Source organism: Acidovorax sp. GW821-FHT10E04 (assembly GCF_059415185.1).
In genome coordinates, this window is sequence record NZ_JBWKMT010000001.1 from 706,178 (window position 1) to 727,547 (window position 21,370).

The 21,370-nt window shown below is 66.9% G+C and carries 16 protein-coding genes; 11 read left to right on the forward strand and 5 right to left on the reverse strand.

The window, feature by feature from the left end:
- The first annotated feature begins 85 nt into the window (after positions 1-85).
- Positions 86-1,216, forward strand: coding sequence for a saccharopine dehydrogenase family protein (locus tag AC07OC_RS03225; protein WP_218294987.1), 1,131 nt, complete (start codon positions 86-88; stop codon positions 1,214-1,216).
- A 187-nt stretch (positions 1,217-1,403) separates the two neighbouring features.
- On the opposite strand, the gene AC07OC_RS03230 is transcribed toward AC07OC_RS03225, so the two are convergent.
- On the reverse strand, positions 1,404-3,263 hold the full coding sequence (locus AC07OC_RS03230) for an AMP-dependent synthetase/ligase (protein WP_218294988.1): 1,860 nt from the start codon (positions 3,261-3,263) through the stop codon (positions 1,404-1,406).
- Positions 3,264-3,591: 328 nt separating this feature from the next.
- On the opposite strand from AC07OC_RS03230, the gene AC07OC_RS03235 reads away from it, so the two are divergent.
- Complete coding sequence (locus AC07OC_RS03235) at positions 3,592-4,752, forward strand: sensor domain-containing diguanylate cyclase (RefSeq protein ID WP_218338560.1); 1,161 nt, start codon at positions 3,592-3,594, stop codon at positions 4,750-4,752.
- A gap of 8 nt (positions 4,753-4,760) precedes the next feature.
- Here AC07OC_RS03235 and AC07OC_RS03240 read toward each other — a convergent pair whose 3' ends face one another.
- A complete protein-coding gene (locus tag AC07OC_RS03240) occupies positions 4,761-5,396 on the reverse strand; it encodes a GntR family transcriptional regulator (RefSeq protein WP_218338561.1) in 636 nt (211 codons plus the stop codon).
- 129 nt (positions 5,397-5,525) lie between these two features.
- Between AC07OC_RS03240 and scpA the strand changes: the two genes are divergently transcribed.
- From scpA to bioB, 8 genes are all read left to right on the forward strand, one after another.
- Complete coding sequence (gene scpA / locus AC07OC_RS03245) at positions 5,526-7,697, forward strand: methylmalonyl-CoA mutase (protein ID WP_218338562.1); 2,172 nt, start codon at positions 5,526-5,528, stop codon at positions 7,695-7,697.
- Positions 7,698-7,732: 35 nt separating this feature from the next.
- Positions 7,733-8,203, forward strand: coding sequence for a GNAT family N-acetyltransferase (locus AC07OC_RS03250; protein ID WP_494600373.1), 471 nt, complete (start codon positions 7,733-7,735; stop codon positions 8,201-8,203).
- On the forward strand, positions 8,200-9,216 hold the full coding sequence (meaB, locus tag AC07OC_RS03255) for a methylmalonyl Co-A mutase-associated GTPase MeaB (RefSeq protein ID WP_218294993.1): 1,017 nt from the start codon (positions 8,200-8,202) through the stop codon (positions 9,214-9,216). The genes AC07OC_RS03250 and meaB overlap by 4 nt, the downstream gene beginning before the upstream one ends.
- Before the next feature lie 40 nt (positions 9,217-9,256).
- Entirely contained in the window at positions 9,257-10,789 is a 1,533-nt protein-coding gene (locus AC07OC_RS03260) for an acyl-CoA carboxylase subunit beta (RefSeq protein WP_010458871.1), read from the forward strand.
- A 21-nt stretch (positions 10,790-10,810) separates the two neighbouring features.
- On the forward strand, positions 10,811-12,859 hold the full coding sequence (locus AC07OC_RS03265; protein WP_218338564.1) for an acetyl-CoA carboxylase biotin carboxylase subunit: 2,049 nt from the start codon (positions 10,811-10,813) through the stop codon (positions 12,857-12,859).
- Complete coding sequence (locus tag AC07OC_RS03270; RefSeq protein ID WP_370627709.1) at positions 12,846-13,691, forward strand: YdcF family protein; 846 nt, start codon at positions 12,846-12,848, stop codon at positions 13,689-13,691. Before AC07OC_RS03265 ends, AC07OC_RS03270 begins: the two co-directional genes overlap by 14 nt.
- A gap of 80 nt (positions 13,692-13,771) precedes the next feature.
- Positions 13,772-14,242, forward strand: a complete 471-nt coding sequence (locus tag AC07OC_RS03275) for a VOC family protein (RefSeq protein WP_218294996.1) — start codon at positions 13,772-13,774, stop codon at positions 14,240-14,242.
- Positions 14,243-14,651: 409 nt separating this feature from the next.
- Positions 14,652-15,743: a biotin synthase BioB gene (gene bioB, locus AC07OC_RS03280; protein ID WP_218338565.1), complete on the forward strand. Its 1,092-nt coding sequence runs from the start codon at positions 14,652-14,654 to the stop codon at positions 15,741-15,743.
- Here bioB and AC07OC_RS03285 read toward each other — a convergent pair.
- The 3 genes from AC07OC_RS03285 to AC07OC_RS03295 are packed head-to-tail and all read right to left on the reverse strand — an operon-like array spanning position 15,740 to position 20,556.
- A complete protein-coding gene (locus AC07OC_RS03285) occupies positions 15,740-16,927 on the reverse strand; it encodes a response regulator (protein ID WP_218294998.1) in 1,188 nt (395 codons plus the stop codon). The two genes, bioB and AC07OC_RS03285, sit on opposite strands and share 4 nt — an antisense overlap.
- Positions 16,920-19,994 carry a hybrid sensor histidine kinase/response regulator gene (locus AC07OC_RS03290; RefSeq protein WP_218338566.1) on the reverse strand — a complete coding sequence of 1,025 codons (3,075 nt, stop codon included), beginning with the start codon at positions 19,992-19,994 and terminating at the stop codon, positions 16,920-16,922. The genes AC07OC_RS03285 and AC07OC_RS03290 overlap by 8 nt, the downstream gene beginning before the upstream one ends.
- Before the next feature lie 31 nt (positions 19,995-20,025).
- Positions 20,026-20,556, reverse strand: a complete 531-nt coding sequence (locus AC07OC_RS03295; protein ID WP_255590777.1) for a putative pterin-binding protein — start codon at positions 20,554-20,556, stop codon at positions 20,026-20,028.
- Between the two features lie 276 nt (positions 20,557-20,832).
- On the opposite strand from AC07OC_RS03295, the gene AC07OC_RS03300 reads away from it, so the two are divergent.
- Positions 20,833-21,177, forward strand: coding sequence for an ArsR/SmtB family transcription factor (locus AC07OC_RS03300; RefSeq protein ID WP_218295000.1), 345 nt, complete (start codon positions 20,833-20,835; stop codon positions 21,175-21,177).
- Positions 21,178-21,370 lie beyond the last annotated feature (193 nt).

Sequence of the window (21,370 nt, forward strand, 5' to 3'; positions counted from 1 at the left end):
ACATTGACAGCGCCCTTGCCTAGCATCAAGGCATCTGCAACACCTCTCACCGCTTCACGCGGTGGGCACCACCGGGAGCACCGCCATGACCATCCTTTCCACCACTTCCAGCACCGCCGCCCGTCGTGCCATCACCATCCTCGGCGCGGGCCACATCGGCTTTGCCATGGCGCTGCTGCTGCAGCAGGCTGGCGACTACGACATCCTGGTGGTGGACCGTGACCCGGCGCGCCTGGCCGAAGTGGCCGCATTGGGCGTATCCACCCGGCTGGCGACGGACGACGCGAGCCTGAAGGCGGTCATCGACGGCCGTTTCGCCGTGCTGAACGCGCTGCCGTTTCACCGCGCCGTATCCGTGGCCACGCTGTGCGCAACCGCAGGCGTGCACTACTTTGACCTGACCGAGGACGTGGCGAGCACCCAGGCCATCCGCGCACTCGGCGCCAGTGCCCGCAGCGTGCTCATGCCCCAGTGCGGTCTGGCGCCAGGCTTCATCGGCATCGTGGGCAACGACCTGGCCCGCCGCTTCGACACGCTGCACACCCTGCGCATGCGCGTGGGGGCGCTGCCGCGCTACCCGCAGGGCGCCTTGCGCTACAACCTGACCTGGAGCACCGAGGGCCTCCTCAACGAATACTGCAACCCCTGCGAAGCCATCGTGGATGGTGTGCGCACCACCGTGCCGGCGCTGGAGGGCCTGGAGACCTTCGCGCTCGACGGCGTGGAATACGAGGCCTTCAACACCTCGGGCGGCCTGGGCACGCTGACGGAGACGCTGTCCGGGAAAGCGCGGCAGGTGGACTACCAGTCCATCCGCTATCCCGGCCATTGCGCCATCCTGAAACTGCTGCTCAACGACCTGCGCCTGCGCGACCGGCGCGACCTGCTCAAGGACATCCTGGAAACCGCGGTTCCCACCACCGACCAGGATGTGATCGTCATCTTCGCCACCGCCGCGGGCCTGCGGGGAGGCCGGCTGGTGCAGGAGTCGTATTCCGCCCGCATCGTCGGCAGCCAGGTGGCAGGGCACACGCTGAGCGCCATCCAGCTCACCACGGCGGCGGGCATCTGCACGGCGCTGGACCTGGTGGCACAGGGGCGGCTGCCGCAGCAGGGGTTCGTGGGGCAGGAGTCGGTGCGGCTGCGGGACTTTCTGGCGAACCGGTTTGGCGCGGCCTATGCGGCAGAGGCGGGCTGGACGGCCATGGCGGCGTAGATCCCATCCCAAAACAACACACCCTTGCCGCCTGCTGCGACTGGACCAGCAAGCCGGAGAGCCAACAGGCGGCTGACCCCCAGCGCGGCCCCGGCGGGCAGAGGAAGCCCGACCCCCATGCGCTGCGGGTGGGGGACTGGCGATGGCGGGCGGATTTTCGTGCCTGCCTGCCTGCCTGCCTGCCTGTCTATCGCCCGCCCGGCTTCTGGTACATCCCCTCGATCGCCTCCGCGTAGAACGCCATCAGGTTGTTGCGCTTGAGCTTGAGCGTGGGCGTCATGAAAGTGTTCTCGATCGTCCAGGGCGTGAGCGTGCAGTGCACGGCGCGGGGCACGGCATAGCGGGCGAAGCTGGCGGTGTTTTTTTCGATGCGCGCCAGCACGGCCCGGTGCACGCTGGGGTGGTTCAGGCTGGCGGCGTCCTGCGCGGAGAGGCCCAGGTCGGCCGCCAGGCGCTGCCATTCGTCGCGCTGCAGGACGGCCACGCAGGCGATGAAGGGGCGGTTTTCCCCCACCACGAAGGCCTGCTCCAGCAGCGGATCGGCCAGCAGCGCCAGCTCCAGGTCCCCGGGCGGCACTTTTTCGCCGGTGGAGGTGACGATGATTTCCTTGATGCGCCCCCTGATGTAGATGCGGCCGCCCACGATGTCCGCCTGGTCGCCCGTGCCCAGCCAGCCGTCGGGGCCGAGGATGCGTGCCGTGTCTTCGGGCCGCTTCCAGTAGCCCTTCATGACGATGGGGCCGCGCACCTGCAGTTCGCGGTTCTCGCCAATGCGCACTTCCACGCCGGGCAAGGCCTTGCCCACGCACGCCGGATCGTTGTCGTGCAGTGCGTTGACGGACACCACGGGCGCCGTCTCCGTCATGCCGTAGCCCTGGATGAGCGGCAGGCCCAGGCCCAGAAAGCACTTGGCGATGGTGGGCGACAGCGGGGCGCCGCCGCTCACGGCCACCCGCACACGGCCGCCAAACTGGGCCAGCAAGGGCGTGGCCACCAGGGCTTGCAGCAGCGGCCAGGGCAGTGCGGCCATCCAGCCTCCCGCAGTCTTGCCGGCCTCGGGGGCGGGCGCCGGCAAACCCTGCGCCGCGCAGAAGCGGGCCCAGCCCCTGTTCTGTGCGGCCTCGTACAGCTGCATTTTCCAGGGCGATGGCGAGAGCTTTTCGAGCAGCCTGGCGTGGATGCGTTCGTAGATGCGCGGGACCGAGACCAGCACCGTGGGGCGCACCGTCTTCAGATCCTCGGCCAGCAGGGCCACGGAGCGCGCATACGCCACGCAGCTGCCTGCCGCGATGGGAAGGTAGTAGCCGCCCGTGCGCTCGAACGTGTGCGAGAGCGGCAGGAACGACAGGAACACGTCGTCCACCGTGGGCGCGATGCGCTCCAGCACGGCCTTCACGTCGCTGACCACGTTGCGGTGCGTGAGCATCACGCCCTTGGGCTTGCCGGTGGTGCCCGAGGTGTAGACGATGGCGGCGAGGTTGTCCGGGCCGGGCGCGGGGGGCAAGGCCTGCTGCGCTGCCTGTGCGGCGCCTTCGAGCCACTGCGCCAGCGAGCCCACGGCGGGGCCGTGCGACGAGGGCGGGGTGGCGGCGAAGGCGGCGTCCGGCTCGGTCACGATCACCGCGCGCAACGCGGGGAATTCCGTGCCTGTGTCGCGGATCCTCTCCCATTGCTGGGCACTGGCCACGATGAGCATCGAGGCCTCGCAGTCCGAGAGGATGTAGGCGATGCTGCCGGGGTTGTCGATAGCGTGCAGCGGCACCGGCACGCAGCCGGCGGCCAGGGTGGACTGGTCGGCGCACATGGCGTGCAGGCCGTTGGGCAGCAGGATGGCCACGCGCGCGGCCGCGGGCAGCTGCATGGCGGCCAGGGCCTGCGTCCATTCGGCCACGCGCTGCGCGGTCTGCCGCCAGGTCAGGCTTGCCCACGCCTGCGCGGTGGTGTCGAAGGCACGGTAGGCCTCGGCGTCCGGGGTGAGGGCCGTGCGCAAGGCAAGAAGCTGCGGCAGCGTCTGGACGCTGGCGATATCGGGAAGGGAGGGGGTCATCGAACTCGGCGGCGGTGGCGGCGTCGGGCGCGGGCCGCGCCGTTGCCTCGGTGGAAACCCGGGGGATCATAACGACCGGGCCCGCACCAGGGCGGGGCGCAACACCCTGTTGCGTTGCAAATGGTGCATTCCGGTTTGTGGAATGATGTGCCCCAGTGTGCCCCGTGCCGCGCGAAATCCGTGGCACCGGCGCGGCGCCTCGGCCACAATCCGCACAGGCTCGCTCGCACGTCCCTCGCACAGCCATGGCATCACCGTGGCGTGCCGACCCCTTCCTCTCCATCTCCCGCCGCTGCCCGGACCGCCGTCTCTACCGCGCCCTTCCGCCATGGACCCCATCACCATCTTTATCGTCGCCACGCTGATGATGCTGGCCAATGGCTGGGTCCTGGGGCTGATGCGCAACGACTTTCCCGAGGCCTTGCGGCCCAGCGCGGGAACCTGGCGCACGGCCACGCTGCTGCTGGCCGCCAGCGCGGTGCTGTACGCGGTGCAGTACCGGCTGCCGCTGGGGCTGGCATCGCCCATGGCCAATGGGCTCGTGCTGCTGGGGTGCACCGGCTACTGGCGCGCGCTGCGGCAGTTCTATGGGCTGCCGGACAGGCTCTGGCTGCTGGCCCCTGCGATCGTGGGGATTGGCGGCATTGCCTGGTTCGCCATCGCACGGCCGCACACGGGCATGCGCGTGCTGATCCTGTCGGGCAGCTGCGCCTTCCTGCTGCTGGCGTGCTTCGCGCTGCTGGCCTCGCAGAAGTCGCATGACGGCGCGCGCAGCCGCCGGGTGATGGCCAGCCTGTTTGCCGCCGTGGCGGCGTTCACGGTATTTCGCGCAGGCTACTTCCTGCTCAAGGGCGTGAGCCCGTCGTTCGATGTCACGGGAGATGGGGCCTGGATCAACATGGCCAGCCCGATGATCACCGCCATCCTGCCCGTGGTGGGCACCACCGGCTTCCTGCTGATGTGCTCGCAGCGCATCGGCCGCCAGTGGGAGCTGGCCGCCTCAACGGACTATCTGACGGGCCTGGCCAACCGCCGCACCCTGGTTGCGGTGGGCGAACAGCGTTTCGCGCAGGCGGGTGCGCGCGGGGGCGGCCTGGCCCTGGCGCTGATCGACATCGACCACTTCAAGGCCATCAACGATTGCCATGGGCATGCGGTGGGCGACGTGGCGCTCAGGCATGTCGCCGGGCACCTGCAGGCCTCCTGCCGTGGGGCCGACTTCGCGGCGCGCCACGGCGGAGAGGAGTTCGTGGTGCTGTGGGACGCCGCGGACAGCCGGGCCGCGCGGGCCGCCGGGGAGAGGCTGCGCAGGCTTGTGGCCACCCGCCCGCTCTCGGTGGACGGACTGCCGCTGGCCATGACCATTTCCTTGGGCGTGGCCTTGAAGAACGAGGGGGACAGCAGCTTTGACGAGCTCCTGCACCGAGCGGACGAAGCCCTCTACGCGGCCAAGACCGGGGGCCGCAACCGCGTGGAAGTGGCTGGCTGAATGCCCGGTCAGGTCGCGGCTTCCAGGCCGTGGGCGAAATGGGCCTGCATGGCGCGGGCCGTGGCCTGGGCATCGCGCGCCACCATCGCCGCCAGGATGGCGCGGTGCTCGTTCAGCGAGTCCTCGATCCGCCCCTGCTTGAGCAGCGAGTTGTGGCGGTTGAGCTTCATCACCTTGCGCAGGTCGGCCACCATCTGGCTGCGCCAGCGGTTATCGGCCAGTTCCAGCAGCAGCATGTGAAAACGCTCGTTCACGGCAAAGAACCGTTCACGTTCGCCGGCGGCCGCCTCCAGTTCGGCATGCAGGTCCTGCAGCGCCTGCAGTTGCGCCGCGGTGGCGGTGGCGGCCACCACGCCGGCCGCGTCGCTCTCCAGCAGGCTCAGCAGGTGGTAGACATCGCGCAGGTCCTTCTCGGACATTTCGGTCACATAGGCGCCACGGCGCACCTTCATCGTGACCAGGCCTTCGGCGGCCAGCACCTTGAGCGCCTCGCGCAGGGGGGTGCGGCTGATGCCGAATTCCTCGGCGATCTTGAGTTCGTCGATCCAGCTGCCGGGCTCCAGCTCACGGCGGAAGATGCGCTGGCGCAATTGCTCGGCGACTTCTTCGTACAGGGCACGCGGCGTGAGGGTAAGGGCAGACATGGGGCGGATTGTAAGCTCAGAGGAATATTTTGAATCAATAATTATGAATGATGTAAACTCGCCGCCACATCGGGAACCGTCCCCGCGCCGTTTTACGCCTGCAACGCCATCTTCGGAGAAGTTTTCGCCATGAGTGACACCCCCCCCAACCACACTCCCGAATTCGCCGCGTCTTCGCTCGAAGCCTGGGCCAAGGCCGCCGCCAAGTCGGCACCGGGTGGCGACGTCGGCGCCCTCAACTGGGTCACGCCCGACGGCATCACCGTCAAGCCGCTGTACACCGCGCAGGACACGGCCGGCCTGCCATACGCCAACACCTTGCCCGGCTTCGAGCCCTACCTGCGCGGCCCCCAGGCCACCATGTACGCGGTGCGCCCCTGGACCATCCGCCAGTACGCTGGCTTTTCCACCGCCGAGGAATCCAACGCCTTCTACCGCAAGGCGTTGGCCGCAGGCGGGCAGGGCGTGTCGGTGGCGTTCGACCTGGCCACGCACCGGGGCTATGACAGCGACCATCCCCGCGTGACGGGCGACGTGGGCAAGGCCGGCGTGGCCATCGACTCGGTGGAGGACATGAAGATCCTTTTCGACCAGATCCCGCTGGACAAGGTGTCGGTCTCGATGACCATGAACGGCGCCGTGCTGCCGGTGCTGGCGGGCTACGTGGTGGCGGCGGAAGAACAGGGCGTGAGCCAGGACAAGCTCTCCGGAACGATTCAGAACGATATTCTGAAAGAGTTCATGGTGCGCAACACCTACATCTACCCGCCCAAGCCGTCGATGAAGATCATTGGCGACATCATCGAGTACACGGCCAGGAACATGCCGAAGTTCAACTCGATCTCGATCAGCGGCTACCACATGCAGGAAGCTGGCGCCAACCAGGCGCTGGAGCTGGCCTTCACGCTGGCCGACGGCAAGGAATACGTGAAGACCGCCATCGCCAAGGGCATGGACGTGGACGAGTTCGCCGGGCGCCTGAGCTTCTTCTGGGCGATCGGCATGAACTTCTACCTGGAAGTGGCCAAGATGCGCGCGGCGCGCCTGCTGTGGTGCCGCATCATGAAAGAAACCGGCGCCAAGAACCCCAAGAGCCTGATGCTGCGCACGCACTGCCAGACCAGCGGCTGGAGCCTGACGGAGCAGGACCCCTACAACAACATCGTGCGCACCACCATCGAGGCCATGGCGGCCGTGTTTGGCGGCACGCAGAGCCTGCACACCAACGCGCTGGACGAGGCCATCGCGCTGCCCACCGAATTTTCCTCGCGCATCGCGCGCAACACGCAGCTCATCATCCAGGAAGAGACGCACATCACGAACGTGGTGGACCCCTGGGCCGGCAGCTACATGATGGAAAAGCTGACCCAGGACATGGCCGATGCCGCCTGGAAGATCATCGAGGAGGTCGAGGCCATGGGCGGCATGACCCAGGCCGTGGACAGCGGCTGGGCCAAGCTCAAGATCGAGGCCGCCGCCGCCGAGAAGCAGGCGCGCATCGACAGCGGCAAGGACGTGATCGTGGGTGTCAACAAGTACAGGCTGGCCAAGGAAGACCCGGTCGATATCCTGCAGATCGACAACGTCAAGGTGCGAGACGGGCAGATCGATCGCCTGAAAAATATCCGTGCAAAACGCGATCCAGACCTTGTACAGCAAGCGCTGGATGCTCTTACTTCCGCAGCAGAAAGCGGCGAAGGCAACCTGCTCGACCTGGCCATCAAGGCGGTGCGCCTGCGCGCCACGGTGGGCGAGGTGTCGGATGCGCTCGAGAAGGTTTTTGGGCGCCACCGCGCCGATACGCAAAAGGTGACCGGTGTGTACGCAGCAGCCTATGACTCGGCCGAAGGCTGGGACAAACTCAAGACCGAGATCAACGAATTTGCCGAAAAGGAAGGCCGCCGCCCGCGCGTGATGATCGCCAAGCTGGGCCAGGACGGCCACGACCGGGGCGCCAAGGTGGTGGCCACCGCGTTTGCCGACCTGGGCTTCGACGTGGACATGGGCCCGCTGTTCCAGACGCCCGAGGAGTGCGCGCGCCAGGCGATTGAAAACGACGTGCACGCCGTGGGCGTGAGCACGCTGGCCGCCGGCCACAAGACACTGGTGCCCGCCATCATCCAGTCCCTCAAGGACCAGGGCGCGGACGACATCATCGTGTTCGTGGGCGGGGTGATCCCGGCGCAGGACTATGAGCACCTGTACGAAGCGGGCGTGAAGGGCATCTACGGCCCGGGCACGCCGATTCCGGCCAGCGCCAAGGATGTGCTGGAGCAGATTCGCAAGGCGGTTACCGCTTGAGTTCGCCTTTTCCTTCCGAGCCTTTTCGCCATCCCATGTTTGGCTTTGAAAGCGTTGCGCAAGCAGACTTTGAGTCCATGGCCGACCTGCGTGCAGAGGCCATGCGCGAAAGCCTGGAGCGATTGGGACGCTTTGACCCCGTGCGGGTGCGGGAAAGGCTTCGCGATGCCTTTGTGCCGGCCTATATGCGGCACATCGTGGCAGGTGACGAGCGCATTGGTTACCTCACGCTGCTCCCGTATGCGGACCCCGCACGCATGAGGCTGCACCACCTGTACGTCCGACCCGGTCGCCAGGGCCGGGGCGCCGGGGCGTGGGCCCTGGAGTGGGCCAAGGCACAGGGCAGGGCGCTGGGCCAGGACATCACCCTGGGCGCCTTGCGCGGCAGTGGCGCCAACCGCTTTTACGTGCGCAATGGCTTTCAACTGGTGGAGGAGCAGGAGTTCGACCTGGAGTACCGGTGGAGCCCCGCATTCGAGAAGGCCGCCGCGAGGATGTCGCCATGAACCTCTATCCAGGTGTGCTTGGCCAGCCCGGCCCCACGCAGCGCCGCGCGATGTCCAAGGCCATCACCCTGCTCGAATCGACGCGGGCGGACCACCGCGCCCAGGCGGATGAATTGCTCACGCAGCTGCTGCCCCATACCGGCAAGGCGTTTCGCCTGGGCATCAGCGGCGTGCCCGGCGTGGGCAAGTCCACCTTCATCGAAGCGCTCGGGCTGTACCTGATTGGCCAGGGCCATCGCGTGGCCGTGCTCACCATCGACCCCTCCAGCACCGTCTCGGGCGGCTCCATCCTGGGTGACAAGACGCGCATGGAACACCTGTCGGTGCACGAGAAGGCCTACATCCGCCCCAGCCCCTCCAGCGGCACGCTGGGCGGCGTGGCAGAGAAGACGCGCGAGGCCATGCTGGTCTGCGAGGCCGCGGGCTACGACGTGGTCATCGTCGAAACCGTGGGCGTGGGCCAGAGCGAGATCGCGGTGGCGGGCATGACGGACATGTTCGTGCTCATGCAGCTGCCCAACGCGGGCGACGACCTGCAGGCCATCAAGAAGGGCGTGATGGAGATTGCCGACCTGGTGGTCATCAACAAGGCCGACATCGACAAGAACGCCGCCACGCGCGCCGAGGCCCAGATCACCTCCAGCCTGCGCCTGCTCGGCATGCACGGCAACCCTGACCACGCGACGCACGGCGCGCTGTGGCAACCGCGCGTGCTGCAGATCAGCGCTCTGCTGGGGCAGGGGGTGGATGCTTTCTGGACCACCGTGGCGCTGTTTCGCGACATGCAGTCCACCAACGGCCGCCTGGCAGCGCGGCGCGAAAAACAATCGCTCGCCTGGATGTGGGAGCGCATCGACGCGGGCCTCAAGCTCGCGTTTCGCCAGCACCCGCAGGTCAGGGAGCTGCTGCCCCAGATGCAGGCCGATGTGGCCGCAGGGCGCATCGCGGCATCGACTGCAGCACGAAATCTGCTGCTGGCGCAATCCAGTACAGCGCAAGCAGCTATCAAATAAATAGTAAACAAACCACCGAATTCACCAAAGGACGACGACCATGCAAGACATCCTGGATCAACTGGAGAAAAAGCGTGCGCTGGCACGCCTGGGCGGCGGGCAAAAGCGCATCGATGCGCAGCACGCCAAGGGCAAGCTCACCGCGCGCGAGCGCATCGAGCTGCTGCTGGACGACGGCACGTTCGAGGAATGGGACATGTTCGTCGAGCACCGCTGCACCGACTTCGGCATGGAGGACAACAAGATCCCCGGCGATGGCGTGGTGACGGGCTACGGCATGATCAACGGCCGCCTGGTGTTCGTGTTCAGCCAGGACTTCACGGTGTTTGGCGGTGCTTTGAGCGAAACGCACGCCGAAAAGATCTGCAAGGTGATGGACCAGGCCATGAAGGTCGGCGCACCGGTCATCGGCCTCAACGACTCGGGCGGCGCCCGCATCCAGGAAGGCGTGGCCTCGCTGGGCGGTTATGCCGACGTGTTCCAGAAGAACGTGCTCGCCAGCGGCGTGATTCCGCAGATCAGCATGATCATGGGCCCGAGCGCCGGCGGCGCCGTGTACTCACCCGCCATGACCGACTTCATCTTCATGGTGAAAGACAGCTCGTACATGTTCGTGACCGGCCCCGAAGTCGTGAAGACCGTGACGCACGAAGAAGTGACGGCCGAAGAACTGGGCGGTGCCGTGACGCACACCACCAAGAGCGGTGTGGCCGACATGGCGTTCGAGAACGACGTGGAGGCGCTGATGATGCTGCGCCGCCTGTACAACTACCTGCCCCTGAATAACCGGGAAAAGGCCCCGGTGCGTCCCAGCAACGACCCGGCCGACCGCATGGACCGGAGCCTGGACACGCTGGTGCCCGAGAACCCCAACAAGCCCTACGACATGAAGGAGCTGATCCTCAAGACCGTGGACGACGGGGATTTCTTCGAGCTGCAGCCCGAGTACGCCAAGAACATCCTGATCGGCTTCGCCCGCATGGAAGGCCAGACCGTGGGCATCGTGGCCAACCAACCGCTGGTGCTGGCGGGCTGCCTGGACATCAAGAGCTCCATCAAGGCCGCGCGCTTCGTGCGCTTCTGCGATGCGTTCAACATTCCGGTCGTCACGTTTGTGGACGTGCCCGGCTTCATGCCCGGTACCAGCCAGGAATACGGCGGCATCATCAAGCATGGCGCCAAGCTGCTGTACGCGTATGCCGAGTGCACCGTACCCAAGATCACCGTCATCACCCGCAAGGCCTACGGCGGCGCGTACGACGTGATGAGCTCCAAGCACCTGCGCGGCGACGTGAACCTGGCCTGGCCCAACGCCGAGATCGCGGTGATGGGTGCCAAGGGTGCCGTGGAAATCATCTTCCGCGAAGACAAGAACGACCCCGTGAAGCTGGCCGCACGCGAGGCTGAATACAAGCAGCGTTTTGCCAACCCGTTCGTGGCCGGCGCACGTGGCTTTATCGACGACGTGATCCTGCCGCACGAGACACGCAAGCGCATCTGCCGGTCGCTGGTGATGCTGCGGGACAAGAAGCTGGAAAACCCATGGCGCAAGCACGGCAACATCCCACTGTGAGCGGACAAGGAGCATAAGAACATGTTTACGAAAATCCTGATCGCCAACCGTGGCGAAATTGCGTGCCGCGTCATCGCCACCGCCCGCAAGATGGGCATCGCCACCGTCGCCGTCTACTCCGACGCCGACAAGGAAGCGCGCCACGTCAAGCTGGCCGACGAGGCTGTGCACATCGGCGCGGCGCCCTCGCGCGAGTCGTACCTGCTGGCCGACAAGATCATTGCCGCCTGCAAACAGACCGGCGCGCAGGCCGTGCACCCCGGCTACGGCTTCCTGTCGGAGAACGAAGCCTTCGCCAAGCGCTGCGAGGACGAGGGCATTGCCTTCATCGGCCCCAAGGCGCATTCGATCGCGGCCATGGGCGACAAGATCGCCTCCAAGAAGCTGGCCAACGAGGCCAAGGTCAACACCATCCCGGGCTACAACGACGCCATCGCGGGCCCCGAGCAGGCGGTGGAAATCGCCAAGGGCATCGGCTTCCCCGTGATGATCAAGGCCTCGGCCGGGGGCGGCGGAAAGGGCCTGCGCGTGGCGTTCAACGACAAGGAAGCGTTTGAAGGCTTCACCAGCTGCCAGAACGAAGCCCGCAACAGCTTTGGCGACGACCGCATCTTCATCGAGAAGTTCGTGCAGGAGCCGCGCCACATCGAGATCCAGGTGCTGGGCGACAGCCACGGCAACGTGATCTACCTGAACGAGCGCGAATGCTCCATCCAGCGGCGCCACCAGAAGGTGATTGAAGAGGCTCCGTCGCCCTTCATCAGCGACGCCACCCGCAAGGCCATGGGCGAGCAGGCGGTGCAGCTGGCCAAGGCGGTCAAGTATCAGAGCGCGGGCACGGTGGAGTTCGTGGTCGGCAAGGACCAGGACTTCTACTTCCTCGAAATGAACACCCGCCTGCAGGTGGAGCACCCGGTGACGGAATGCATCACCGGCCTGGACCTGGTGGAGCTGATGATCCGCGTGGCCGCAGGCGAGAAGCTGCCGCTCGCGCAAGCCGACGTGAAGCGCGACGGCTGGGCCATCGAGTGCCGCATCAACGCCGAGGACCCGTTCCGCAACTTCCTGCCATCGACCGGCCGCCTGGTGCGTTTTCAGCCGCCGGAGCAGAGCATGTTCCAGGGCGACACCGACAAGAAGCTGGGCGTGCGCGTGGACACAGGGGTGTATGAGGGCGGCGAGATCCCGATGTACTACGACTCGATGATCGCCAAGCTCATCGTGCACGGCACCGACCGCGACCATGCGATCGCCAAGATGCGCGCGGCGCTCAACGGCTTCGTGATCCGGGGCATCAGCAGCAACATTCCGTTCCAGGCGGCCCTGCTGGCCCACCCGAAATTCGTGACCGGCGAGTTCAACACCGGCTTCATCGCCGAACATTACGGCAAGGGCTTCCACTCCGAGGACGTGCCACACGAGGACCCGCTGTTCCTGGTGGCGCTGGCCGCTTTCATGAACCGCCGCTACCGTGCGCGCGCCTCGGGCATCAGCGGCCAGCTGGCAGGGCACGAGGTGAAGGTGGGCGAGCAGTTCGTGGTGGTCACGCTGGGGGCCGAGGGGCAGAACGAGCACCACGCGGTCTCGGTCACCGACTTCCAGGACAAGTCGGGCTCCAGCGTGGTGGCCGTGGACGGCAAGAGCTACCAGATCAGCAGCGCCGCCACGCTGGGCCAGATCCGGGTGCAAGGCCAGTGCAATGGCGCCGGGTTTACCGCGCAGGTGGAGCGCGGCGTGGGCAAGAACCCGCTGGCCCTGCGCATCGCGCACAACGGCACGCAGATCGATGCGCTCGTGCTGTCACCCCTCGGTGCACGCTTGCACAAGCTGATGCCCTTCAAGGCGCCGCCGGACCTGTCCAGGTTCCTGCTTTCGCCCATGCCCGGCCTGCTGGTGGATGTGGCGGTGCAGCCCGGCCAGAAGGTGCAGGCCGGTGAAAAACTGGCCGTGATCGAGGCCATGAAGATGGAGAACATCCTCTTTGCCGCGCAGGATGGCGTAGTGGGCAAGGTGGTGGCGGGCAAGGGCGAGTCGCTGGCGGTGGACGACGTGATCATTGAGTTCCAGTGATGCCGCCGAGCGCCCCGGTCCGCGCAACACGCTGGCCTGGCCACACACCGCGATGACCGTGGTCTTGCGTGTGCTGCTCGGGCTGGCCGGCGCCGTGCTGCTGGTGGATGGCGCCGTGCTCATGGTCCTGGGGCACCTCGATCTGGGCACCATGCTGCCCGCCGCGTTGGGGGCGGTCTTCCTGGCCCTGGCCGCGTGGTGGACTCCGCTGGCGGGCTGGCGGCACCGTGGGCGGCGGCGCCAGCAGCTGTGGCGCGCGGGCTGGTGGGGCCTGGCGGCCTGGATGGCCAGCCTGGGGGTTTTCTGGGCCTTTCTGGAGAATGCCGGCATCCCGCCTGCACAGGTGCCGCCCGTGCAGGCCATCGTGGTGCTGGGGGGCGGCATCCAGAACGGGCAACCCCGGCCGGCGCTGGCAGCACGGCTGGACACGGCGGCCGCGCTGGCCCGCCTGCAGCCCACCGCCCTGATCGCCGTGTGCGGCGGCGAGGTATGGGGTGAAACGCACACCGAAGCCGAGGTGATGGCCCGCTATCTGCAGCAGCGCCATGGCGTCGCCGCAGGGCGCCTGGTGCTGGAGGCGGAAAGCACCAGCACCGCGCTGAACCTGGCGCTGGGGCGCCCCCTGCTGCTGGCGCGTGGGGTGCCGGCCACGGCCCCGCTGGCCCTGGTGACCAGCGACTTCCACCTGCCGCGCGCCCTGCGCATCGCGCGACGCCATGGCTTCACGGCCATGGTGCCGGTGGCGGCGCCCACCCCCCTGGCCACGCGCTACAACGCGCGGCTGCGCGAATACTTCGCCACGCTGAGCAGCTGGGTGCTGCGCGAGGCATGAGGCCAAGCGGCCTTCTGCGCGGAATAGGCCGCGTGCGCTGTACGTAACTGCATTTATAGCTATCAATCAAGGAGCAAATCATGACGGCAAAAGAGCGGCCCTTCAAAGTCCTGGGCATTCAGCAGGTCGCCATCGGCGGCACGGACAAGGCACGCATGAAGACCCTGTGGGTGGACATGCTGGGCCTCACGCAGACGGGCACGTTCCAGAGCGAGCGCGAAAACGTGGATGAAGACATCCTCGCGATGGGGCGGGGCGCCTGGAAGGTGGAGGTGGACATCATGCAGCCGCTGGACATCGACAAGAAGCCCGCCGTGCACACCACGCCGCTCAACCACATCGGCCTGTGGATCGACGACCTGCCCATGGCGGTGGAATGGCTCACTGCCAAAGGCGTGCGCTTTGCGCCCGGCGGCATCCGCAAGGGCGCTGCGGGCTATGACATCACCTTCCTGCACCCCAAGAGCAACGACGAGTTTCCGATCGCTGGCGAAGGCGTCCTGATCGAGCTGGTGCAGGCGCCGGCCGAGGTGATCGCGGCGCTGGGCTGAACAACGGCTGGCTGCCGATGGTGCGGGGGCGACGGCATGCGCCAACGTCGCCCATCGTCAGGCGCCCCCGGGCCACGCGGGGCGGCAGATGGGCACAGATAGCGCCGCGTTGCGGTTGCATCGCGATGGTCGCGTTCCACCACGCGCCAACCTGCCGTCAAATGCGCTGAAAACCCCGTGTTCTGCGCACAAAAAACCAAGGACTTGGGGGCTGTTGGCGACGTACTTTTGTTGGCACTTTTTGTGACCCTTCGGCGTGCGTTTGTGCCTTTTTCTCCTCCAGAATCCGCCCACGTCGCCGCGCACCGGCCGGACCACCTCCTGGCCCAGGCCGCGCGCGCTGTGTAACCCCTGCCGATGGCGGCCCCGTGCCGCCATGGAGCAGATGACTTGAAGGGAACCGATCGCCATGACTTCCATGACCTCCGCCACCGCGGCCACCCAGACCGTTCAGCTGCATCGCCGGCCCGCGCCGCCAGCGCCGCAAGGCCCCTGGAGCGTGGACGCCATCCAGGCGCTGCTCGACAGGCCGCTGATGGACCTTCTTTTCGAAGCGCAGACGGTGCATCGCCAGCACTGGCCCGAGGGAGACATCGAACTGGCCACGCTGCTGTCGGTGAAGACCGGAGGCTGCCCCGAGAACTGTGGCTACTGCCCGCAGGCCGCCGAGTTCGACACCGGTGTGAAGGCCGACAAGCTGATGGAGGTGGACGAGGTGGTGCGGGCTGCCCAGGCCGCGAAGGACGCCGGCGCCACGCGGTTCTGCATGGGTGCGGCATGGCGCGCCCCGAAGGACCGGGACATCGAGAAGGTCAGCGCCCTGATCGGCGCCGTGAAGGGCCTGGGCCTGCAGACCTGCGCCACGCTGGGCATGCTCGAATCGCACCAGGCGCAGGCGCTCAAGGATGCGGGCCTGGACTACTACAACCACAACCTCGACACCGCGCCCGAGTACTACACCGACGTGGTCAGCACCCGCGCCTACCAGGATCGGCTCGACACCCTGCAGCACGTGCGCAGCGCGGGCATCAGCGTGTGCTGCGGCGGCATCGTGGGCATGGGCGAGGCGCCCGTGCACCGCGCGGGGCTCATCGCGCAGCTGGCCAACCTCAGCCCGTACCCCGAGTCCGTGCCCATCAACAGCCTGGTTCGCGTGCCGGGCACGCCGCTGGCCGACAGCGAGCCCATCGACCCGCTAGACTTCGTGCGCATGATCGCCGTCGCCCGCATCACCATGCCCAAGGCCCGCGTGCGCCTGTCCGCGGGGCGCCAGCAGATGGGCGAAGCCGTGCAGGCACTGTGTTTCCTGGCCGGGGCCAATTCGATCTTCTATGGCGACAAGCTGCTGGTGACGGGCAACCCGGATGTGGATGCCGACGTGCGGCTGCTCGCCAAGCTGGGACTGGACGGCCACCGGACGGCGGCGGTGGCAGCGCAGGAGGACGGTGGCAGCGTGCAATCTCCTTGCCACCACCCGCATGAAGAGGGCATCTGCGGCTAGGCGCCCTGGCCGCCTGGCACCAGGCGGTCTTCCTCGGTCAGGTCGCTGGCCATGCGGTCGATCTGGGCCTGCAGCGCGTGCTCTCCGTCGGCGAAACGCTGGGCAATGCGCCGGAACTCCTCGGAGAGCGACAGGAAGGCGTCCACCATGTCGGGATCGAAGTGGCTGCCCCGGCCGTCGCGGATGATCTCGACCGCGTGCTCGTGGGAGTAGGCGGGCTTGTAGACCCGCTCGGAGATGAGCGCGTCATACACGTCGGCCACCGCCATCAGCCGTGCCGACAGGGGAATGGTGTTGCCCACCAGCCCCTCGGGATAGCCTGAGCCGTCCCACTTTTCCTGGTGGCTGTAGGCGATCTCCTTGGCGTAGCGGAAGAAGGGGTTGTCCTGCGTGGTTTCGCTTTCGGCCGCCACGATGGCGTCGCGCCCCAGCGTGGTGTGGGTCTTCATGATCTCGAATTCTTCGGGCGTGAGCTTGCCCGGCTTGAGCAGGATGCGGTCGGGTATGCCCACCTTGCCGATGTCGTGCAGGGGGGCGGACTTGAAGATCACCTCGATGGCATCCTCCGTGAGCTCATCGCGAAAGCGCGGGTGGTTTTGCAGCTTGCGGGCCAGCGCTTCCACATAGTGTTGCGTGCGCCGGATGTGGTTGCCTGTCTCGTTGTCGCGCGTTTCCGCCAGCGATGCCATGGCACGGATGGTGGCGTCCTGCAGTTCGGCCAGGGCACGCGTGCGGTTGGCCACCTCCTGCTCCAGAAAGTGGTTGTGGTGGGCCAGCAGGTCCCGCGCGCGCTTGAGCTGCAGATGGTTGCGCACCCGGGCCATGGTGATGGCGGGGTTGACGGGCTTGGTGATGTAGTCCACGGCGCCCAGCTCCAGTCCCACCGTCTCGTCGTCGGTGGCGCTCATGGCCGTGAGGAAAATCACCGGGATGGCCTCGGTGTCGGGGTTGAACTGCAGGCGCCGCAGCACCTCGTAGCCGTCCATGTCCGGCATCATGATGTCCAGCAGGATCAGGTCGGGTTTTTCGGCCGCCACGATCTGCAGCGCGCGCTCGCCGCTGGGGGCCAGCTTGACCTTGTAGTCCGGCCGCAGGAGGTCGCTCATCAAGGAGAGATTGCCGGGCGTGTCATCCACCACCAGCACCGTGCATTTGCCGCCGCTTGATTCCAATGGACTATTCATGAACTGGGTCCTCCGTGTGTCGTGCGTCGGGAATCCACGCCTGGCGCAGCACCGCGAGTGCGTCGGCGAAGAGATAGTTGTCCAGCAGCCGCTTCATGTCGGCATAGGTGGCGGGCCCCAGCCGGGCCTGCAGGCTGGGGCCGGAGTCCCTGAACAGCTCCACGGCTTCCGAGTCGCTGTCCGCCAGCAAGGCGTCCAGGCGTGCCAGGAGGTCGCGGGCGTGCGCCGCATCCATGGGCGCGTGCGGTGACCCAGGGGGCGCGGCGGCCGCGCTGGTGGCGGCGTCGGGCTCGGGGGGCAGGGCTTCCTGCAGGGCCGTCACCAGCGTCTGGCAGGCGGCTTCCACCGGCTGCAGCAGGGCCTCCAGGGGGCCGGCCTGCGCGTTCTGCGCGATGGCCTGTTCCGCGGCATGCGCCAGTTCGGCCAGGCCCACCGCGCCAATGGTGCCTGCCGAGCCTTTCAGCGTGTGTATGGCGCGCCGAGCCGCCTGCGGCTGGCCTTCCGCCAGATGGGCGCGCGTCTCCTGCACGGCGTGGGCCTGGCCAACCACGAACTTGCGCAGCAGGCTTTCGTAGGCGGCGCGTTTGCCCAGCACCCGCCGCAGCCCGGCGGCCGTATGGAGGCCTTCGATGTGTGCCAGGGGGTCGGCTGCCGGCGCCATTGCCGCGGCGGGCGCATCCGCCGTGGGCCGCGCTGCAAGCGCTGCATCGCCGGTGCCCCCCGTGTGGGGCAGTGCAATCCACTGCCGCAGCGCGGCAAACAGGGCCTCCGGGTCGATGGGCTTGGCGATGTGGCCGTTCATGCCGGCGTCCAGGCACTGTTCGCGGTCGCCACTCATTGCGTTGGCCGTCATCGCCAGCACGGGCAGGCGCGCCCAGGCTGGGTTCTCACGCAGCCGGCGGGTGGCCGTGAGGCCGTCCATCACCGGCATCTGCATGTCCATGAGCACGATGTCGTAGGCGCCGCGGGCCAGCATGTCGAGCGCTTCCTGGCCGTTGGCGGCCGCATCCACCACCAGCCCGGCACTGGCCAGCAGTTCACGGCCCACCTGCTGGTTCAGGTCGTTGTCATCCACCAGCAGCACGCGCGCACCCCGGATCGAGTCCAGGCCTGCGCCCCGCGCCGGGGGCAGCATGCGCCGCGCTTCGTCCACCCGTTGTGTTCCGCCCAATGCCCGCATGGCGGCATCGAACAGCTGTGATGGGTTCACCGGCTTGGTCAGCATCAGCCCGACGCCCGTGCGGGTGAGTTCGTCCAGCACATCGTCGCGGCCATGCGCGGTGACGATGACGGGGCGGGGAGGGTGGGGCAGCCGTGCGAGCTGGCGGGCGGTTTCGAACCCGTCCATGCCGGGCATTTTCCAGTCCAGAAAGGCGATTTCACAGGGCCGCCCGGCCTCGCCGGCGGCGCGTGCCAGTTCCACGGCCTGGGCCCCTGAGCTGGCGAGTGTCACCGAAAAACTCATGCTGGACAGCAGCTCCGCGAGGATCTGCCGCGCCTGTTCGCTGTCGTCCACCACCAGCACCCGGCGCCCGCGCAGGTCGGGCTCCGGCAGCAGCGGGCGCTGGGTGGAGTCTCCCAGGCCGAGCCGCGCCGTGAACCAGAACGTGCTGCCCCGGCCGGGCAGGCTTTGCACGCCCACGTCCCCGCCCATCAGGCCGGCCAGCTTCTTGGAGATGGCCAGCCCCAGCCCGGTACCGCCGTACTTTCGCGTGGTGGAAGTGTCGGCCTGCTCGAAAGAGCGAAACAGCCTTGATTGCTGTTCCTCGGTGAGGCCAATGCCGGTGTCCTGCACCTCGAAGCGCAGCAGCACGCCCTGGGTATCCCGCGCCGCCTCGCGGACCCGCACGATGATCTCGCCCTCGTCCGTGAACTTGACCGCATTGTTGGCGTAGTTGACGAGGATCTGCCCTAGCCGCAGCGGATCTCCCCGCAGGTCGGCGGGCAGGTGCGAGTCCACGTCGAACATCAGCTCCAGGCCCTTGGCGGCGCATTTGTCGCTCAGCAGGTTGGCCACGTTGTCGAGCACGCCATGCAGGTCGAAATCCACCACCTCGACCTCGAGCTTGCCCGCCTCGATCTTGCTGAAATCCAGGATGTCGTTGATCAGGCCCAGCAGGTGCTGGCCCGACCGCTGGATCTTCTCGATGTAGTCGCGCTGGCGTGCGGTCAGCTCCGTTCCCAGGGCCAGATGGCTCATGCCAATCACGGCGTTCATGGGCGTGCGGATCTCATGGCTCATGTTGGCCAGGAAGTCGGATTTCATGCGCGATGCATCCTCGGCCTTGGCCTGGGCCACCACCAGTTCATCTTCGTGTTCCCGCAATGCCGCGTTGACCTGCTGCAGCTGCTCCGTGCGCTGGGCCACGCGGGCTTCCAGCGCCTCCTCGTTGCGCCTGAGGGCGTCCACCAGTTCGGCCTGTGCTGCCAGGGCGAGGGATCTGGCCTTTTCGCGCTTGAGAAACTGCCGGGCCATCGCGAACGCGAGCAGGAAGGTCAGGATGGCCTGGAATGCCGTCAACCCGGTGGTCAGCAGTGTCTGGCGCTTCACTTCCGCATTGCGCCGGTCGCCCAGCAGGGCCGAGATGCGCGATGCCTGCAGCGACAGTTCCTGGATGATGTCGCGAAGCCTGTTCAGCTCCACCCGCAAGAGCTTCATGTTCGCGTGGCGGGAGGCCGCGTCGACGCTCTGTCCAAAATGGCTGTCTCCCGCGGCGACAAAGTTCTGCAATGCGTCGAGGGCGTTGCCGTAGATGGGCTCTCCCTGCATCAGGGTGCGGGCGGTACCGCTCTCCAGTGCGCTGAAACGGCTCAGGAACAGGTCGTAGCGCAGCTCCAGGCGGTCGGGGGGCATGCTGGCGGGATCGATCTCGAAATGGTGCAGCGCGTGGTCGAGCTTCTCGTATTCGACACTGAGCTGCAGGAACGACCACAGCGCGTTGACGTCACCCCGGCGCATGACCGCTTCCACGCTGCGGTACTGGTGGTACTGCACGCCGGCGATCGCCACATACGCCACCACCAGGCCCGCAATGATCAGCCGCAGAAGGTGTTTGCTGCGCAGCATGGCGTGGTGCTGGGGATCAAGGGCCCAGGCGCTAGCGGATGCGCAGCACGTTCAGCTGCCAGGCCGCGCGGTTGTAGTACAGCTCGCTGCGCAATTCCGCCTTGGTATCGAACGGGTAGACGATGAAAAGCGGGCCTTTCTCGCGCACGCGCATGGGGCGGTTGTTCATGAGGCGGGCGATGATCACGTCGTGGCGCGTGGCGTCATCCACGGGAATCTCCGTCTTGTAGTCGTTCAGCGCCACGGCCGTGATGCTCGTCCCCTTCGCCCCGACCGCCGCCAGGACATCCCGCAGGAGCGGGCCGGTGAAGGAGACCGCGCTGGGATACCACGGCGTCTGGGTGGAGAAGCTGTGCTGGGGCAGCTTTTCCAGCATCGCCATGTCGAACTGGGCCTGCGAACCGTTGTTCGCCTGGCTGATCGCCCCCTCGATGGTGAGGACCACGGGACCCGCGGGCTTGTCCAGCGCATGGGTTGCGGGCCCTGCCAGCGCGAATCCGACCAGAACCGCCACTTTCACCCAGCAGGCAACGCAACGTGCCGCCGAAAACCTGGAGAGCATGTCGACCCCCTTTTTTGCAACAGTCTTACAGACCGTCGCTCAAAATGTAAACTGATTTGTGACCGGTGCCTGTTGTTTCAGTGTGAGGTATCGTTTTTGAGCGGCCGCGGTGCGCGCTGCACCCGCCGCCCGCGAGGCTGCCGGGCTGAAGGCGCGCTCTGAAGCATCAAAATCCGAAGGCGCTGCTGAAACCCGGGCCGGCGATGATGTCCCGCGCTGGCGCAGACTTGTTCCCTCGCAACCCATAACACCTGAATCGAAACCACAGCGATGACCATGCCCATCGACACCGCGAGCGACCTCGACCGACTTCGCCGCGCCTCCGACGCTGCCTGCCGCCTGATGAAAGTGCTGTCCAACCCCGACCGCCTTCTCCTCTTGTGCCAGCTCACGCAAGGCGAGAAAAGGGTGGGGGAGCTGGAAGCACTGGTGGGCGTTTCCCAGCCGACCCTGTCCCAGCAACTGGGCGTACTGCGCGAAGAACGCCTGGTGAACACGCGCCGGGAAGGGAAACACATCTACTATGAGATCGCCAGTCCGCAGGCCCTGGCGGTCTTGGACGTGCTGTTCGAGCAATTCTGCGCCGCCCCGCCAGGGGCTCCCTCCATCCCGCCGGGTTGACGGGCGCCTACCGCGTCCGGCGCAAAAAATGGTGTGCAAGGGGCCGCGGCACCGGCACATATTCTCCGCGCAAAGCGCCTTCGCGTTGCTGGGAATACCCTCGTGGTGCATTGATCGCAATATCGTGACAAGCGGCAACGAGATGGGTAAAGTTGCCAGCAAGCCTTGTGCGCCGCAGCGGGCTACTGCGGCC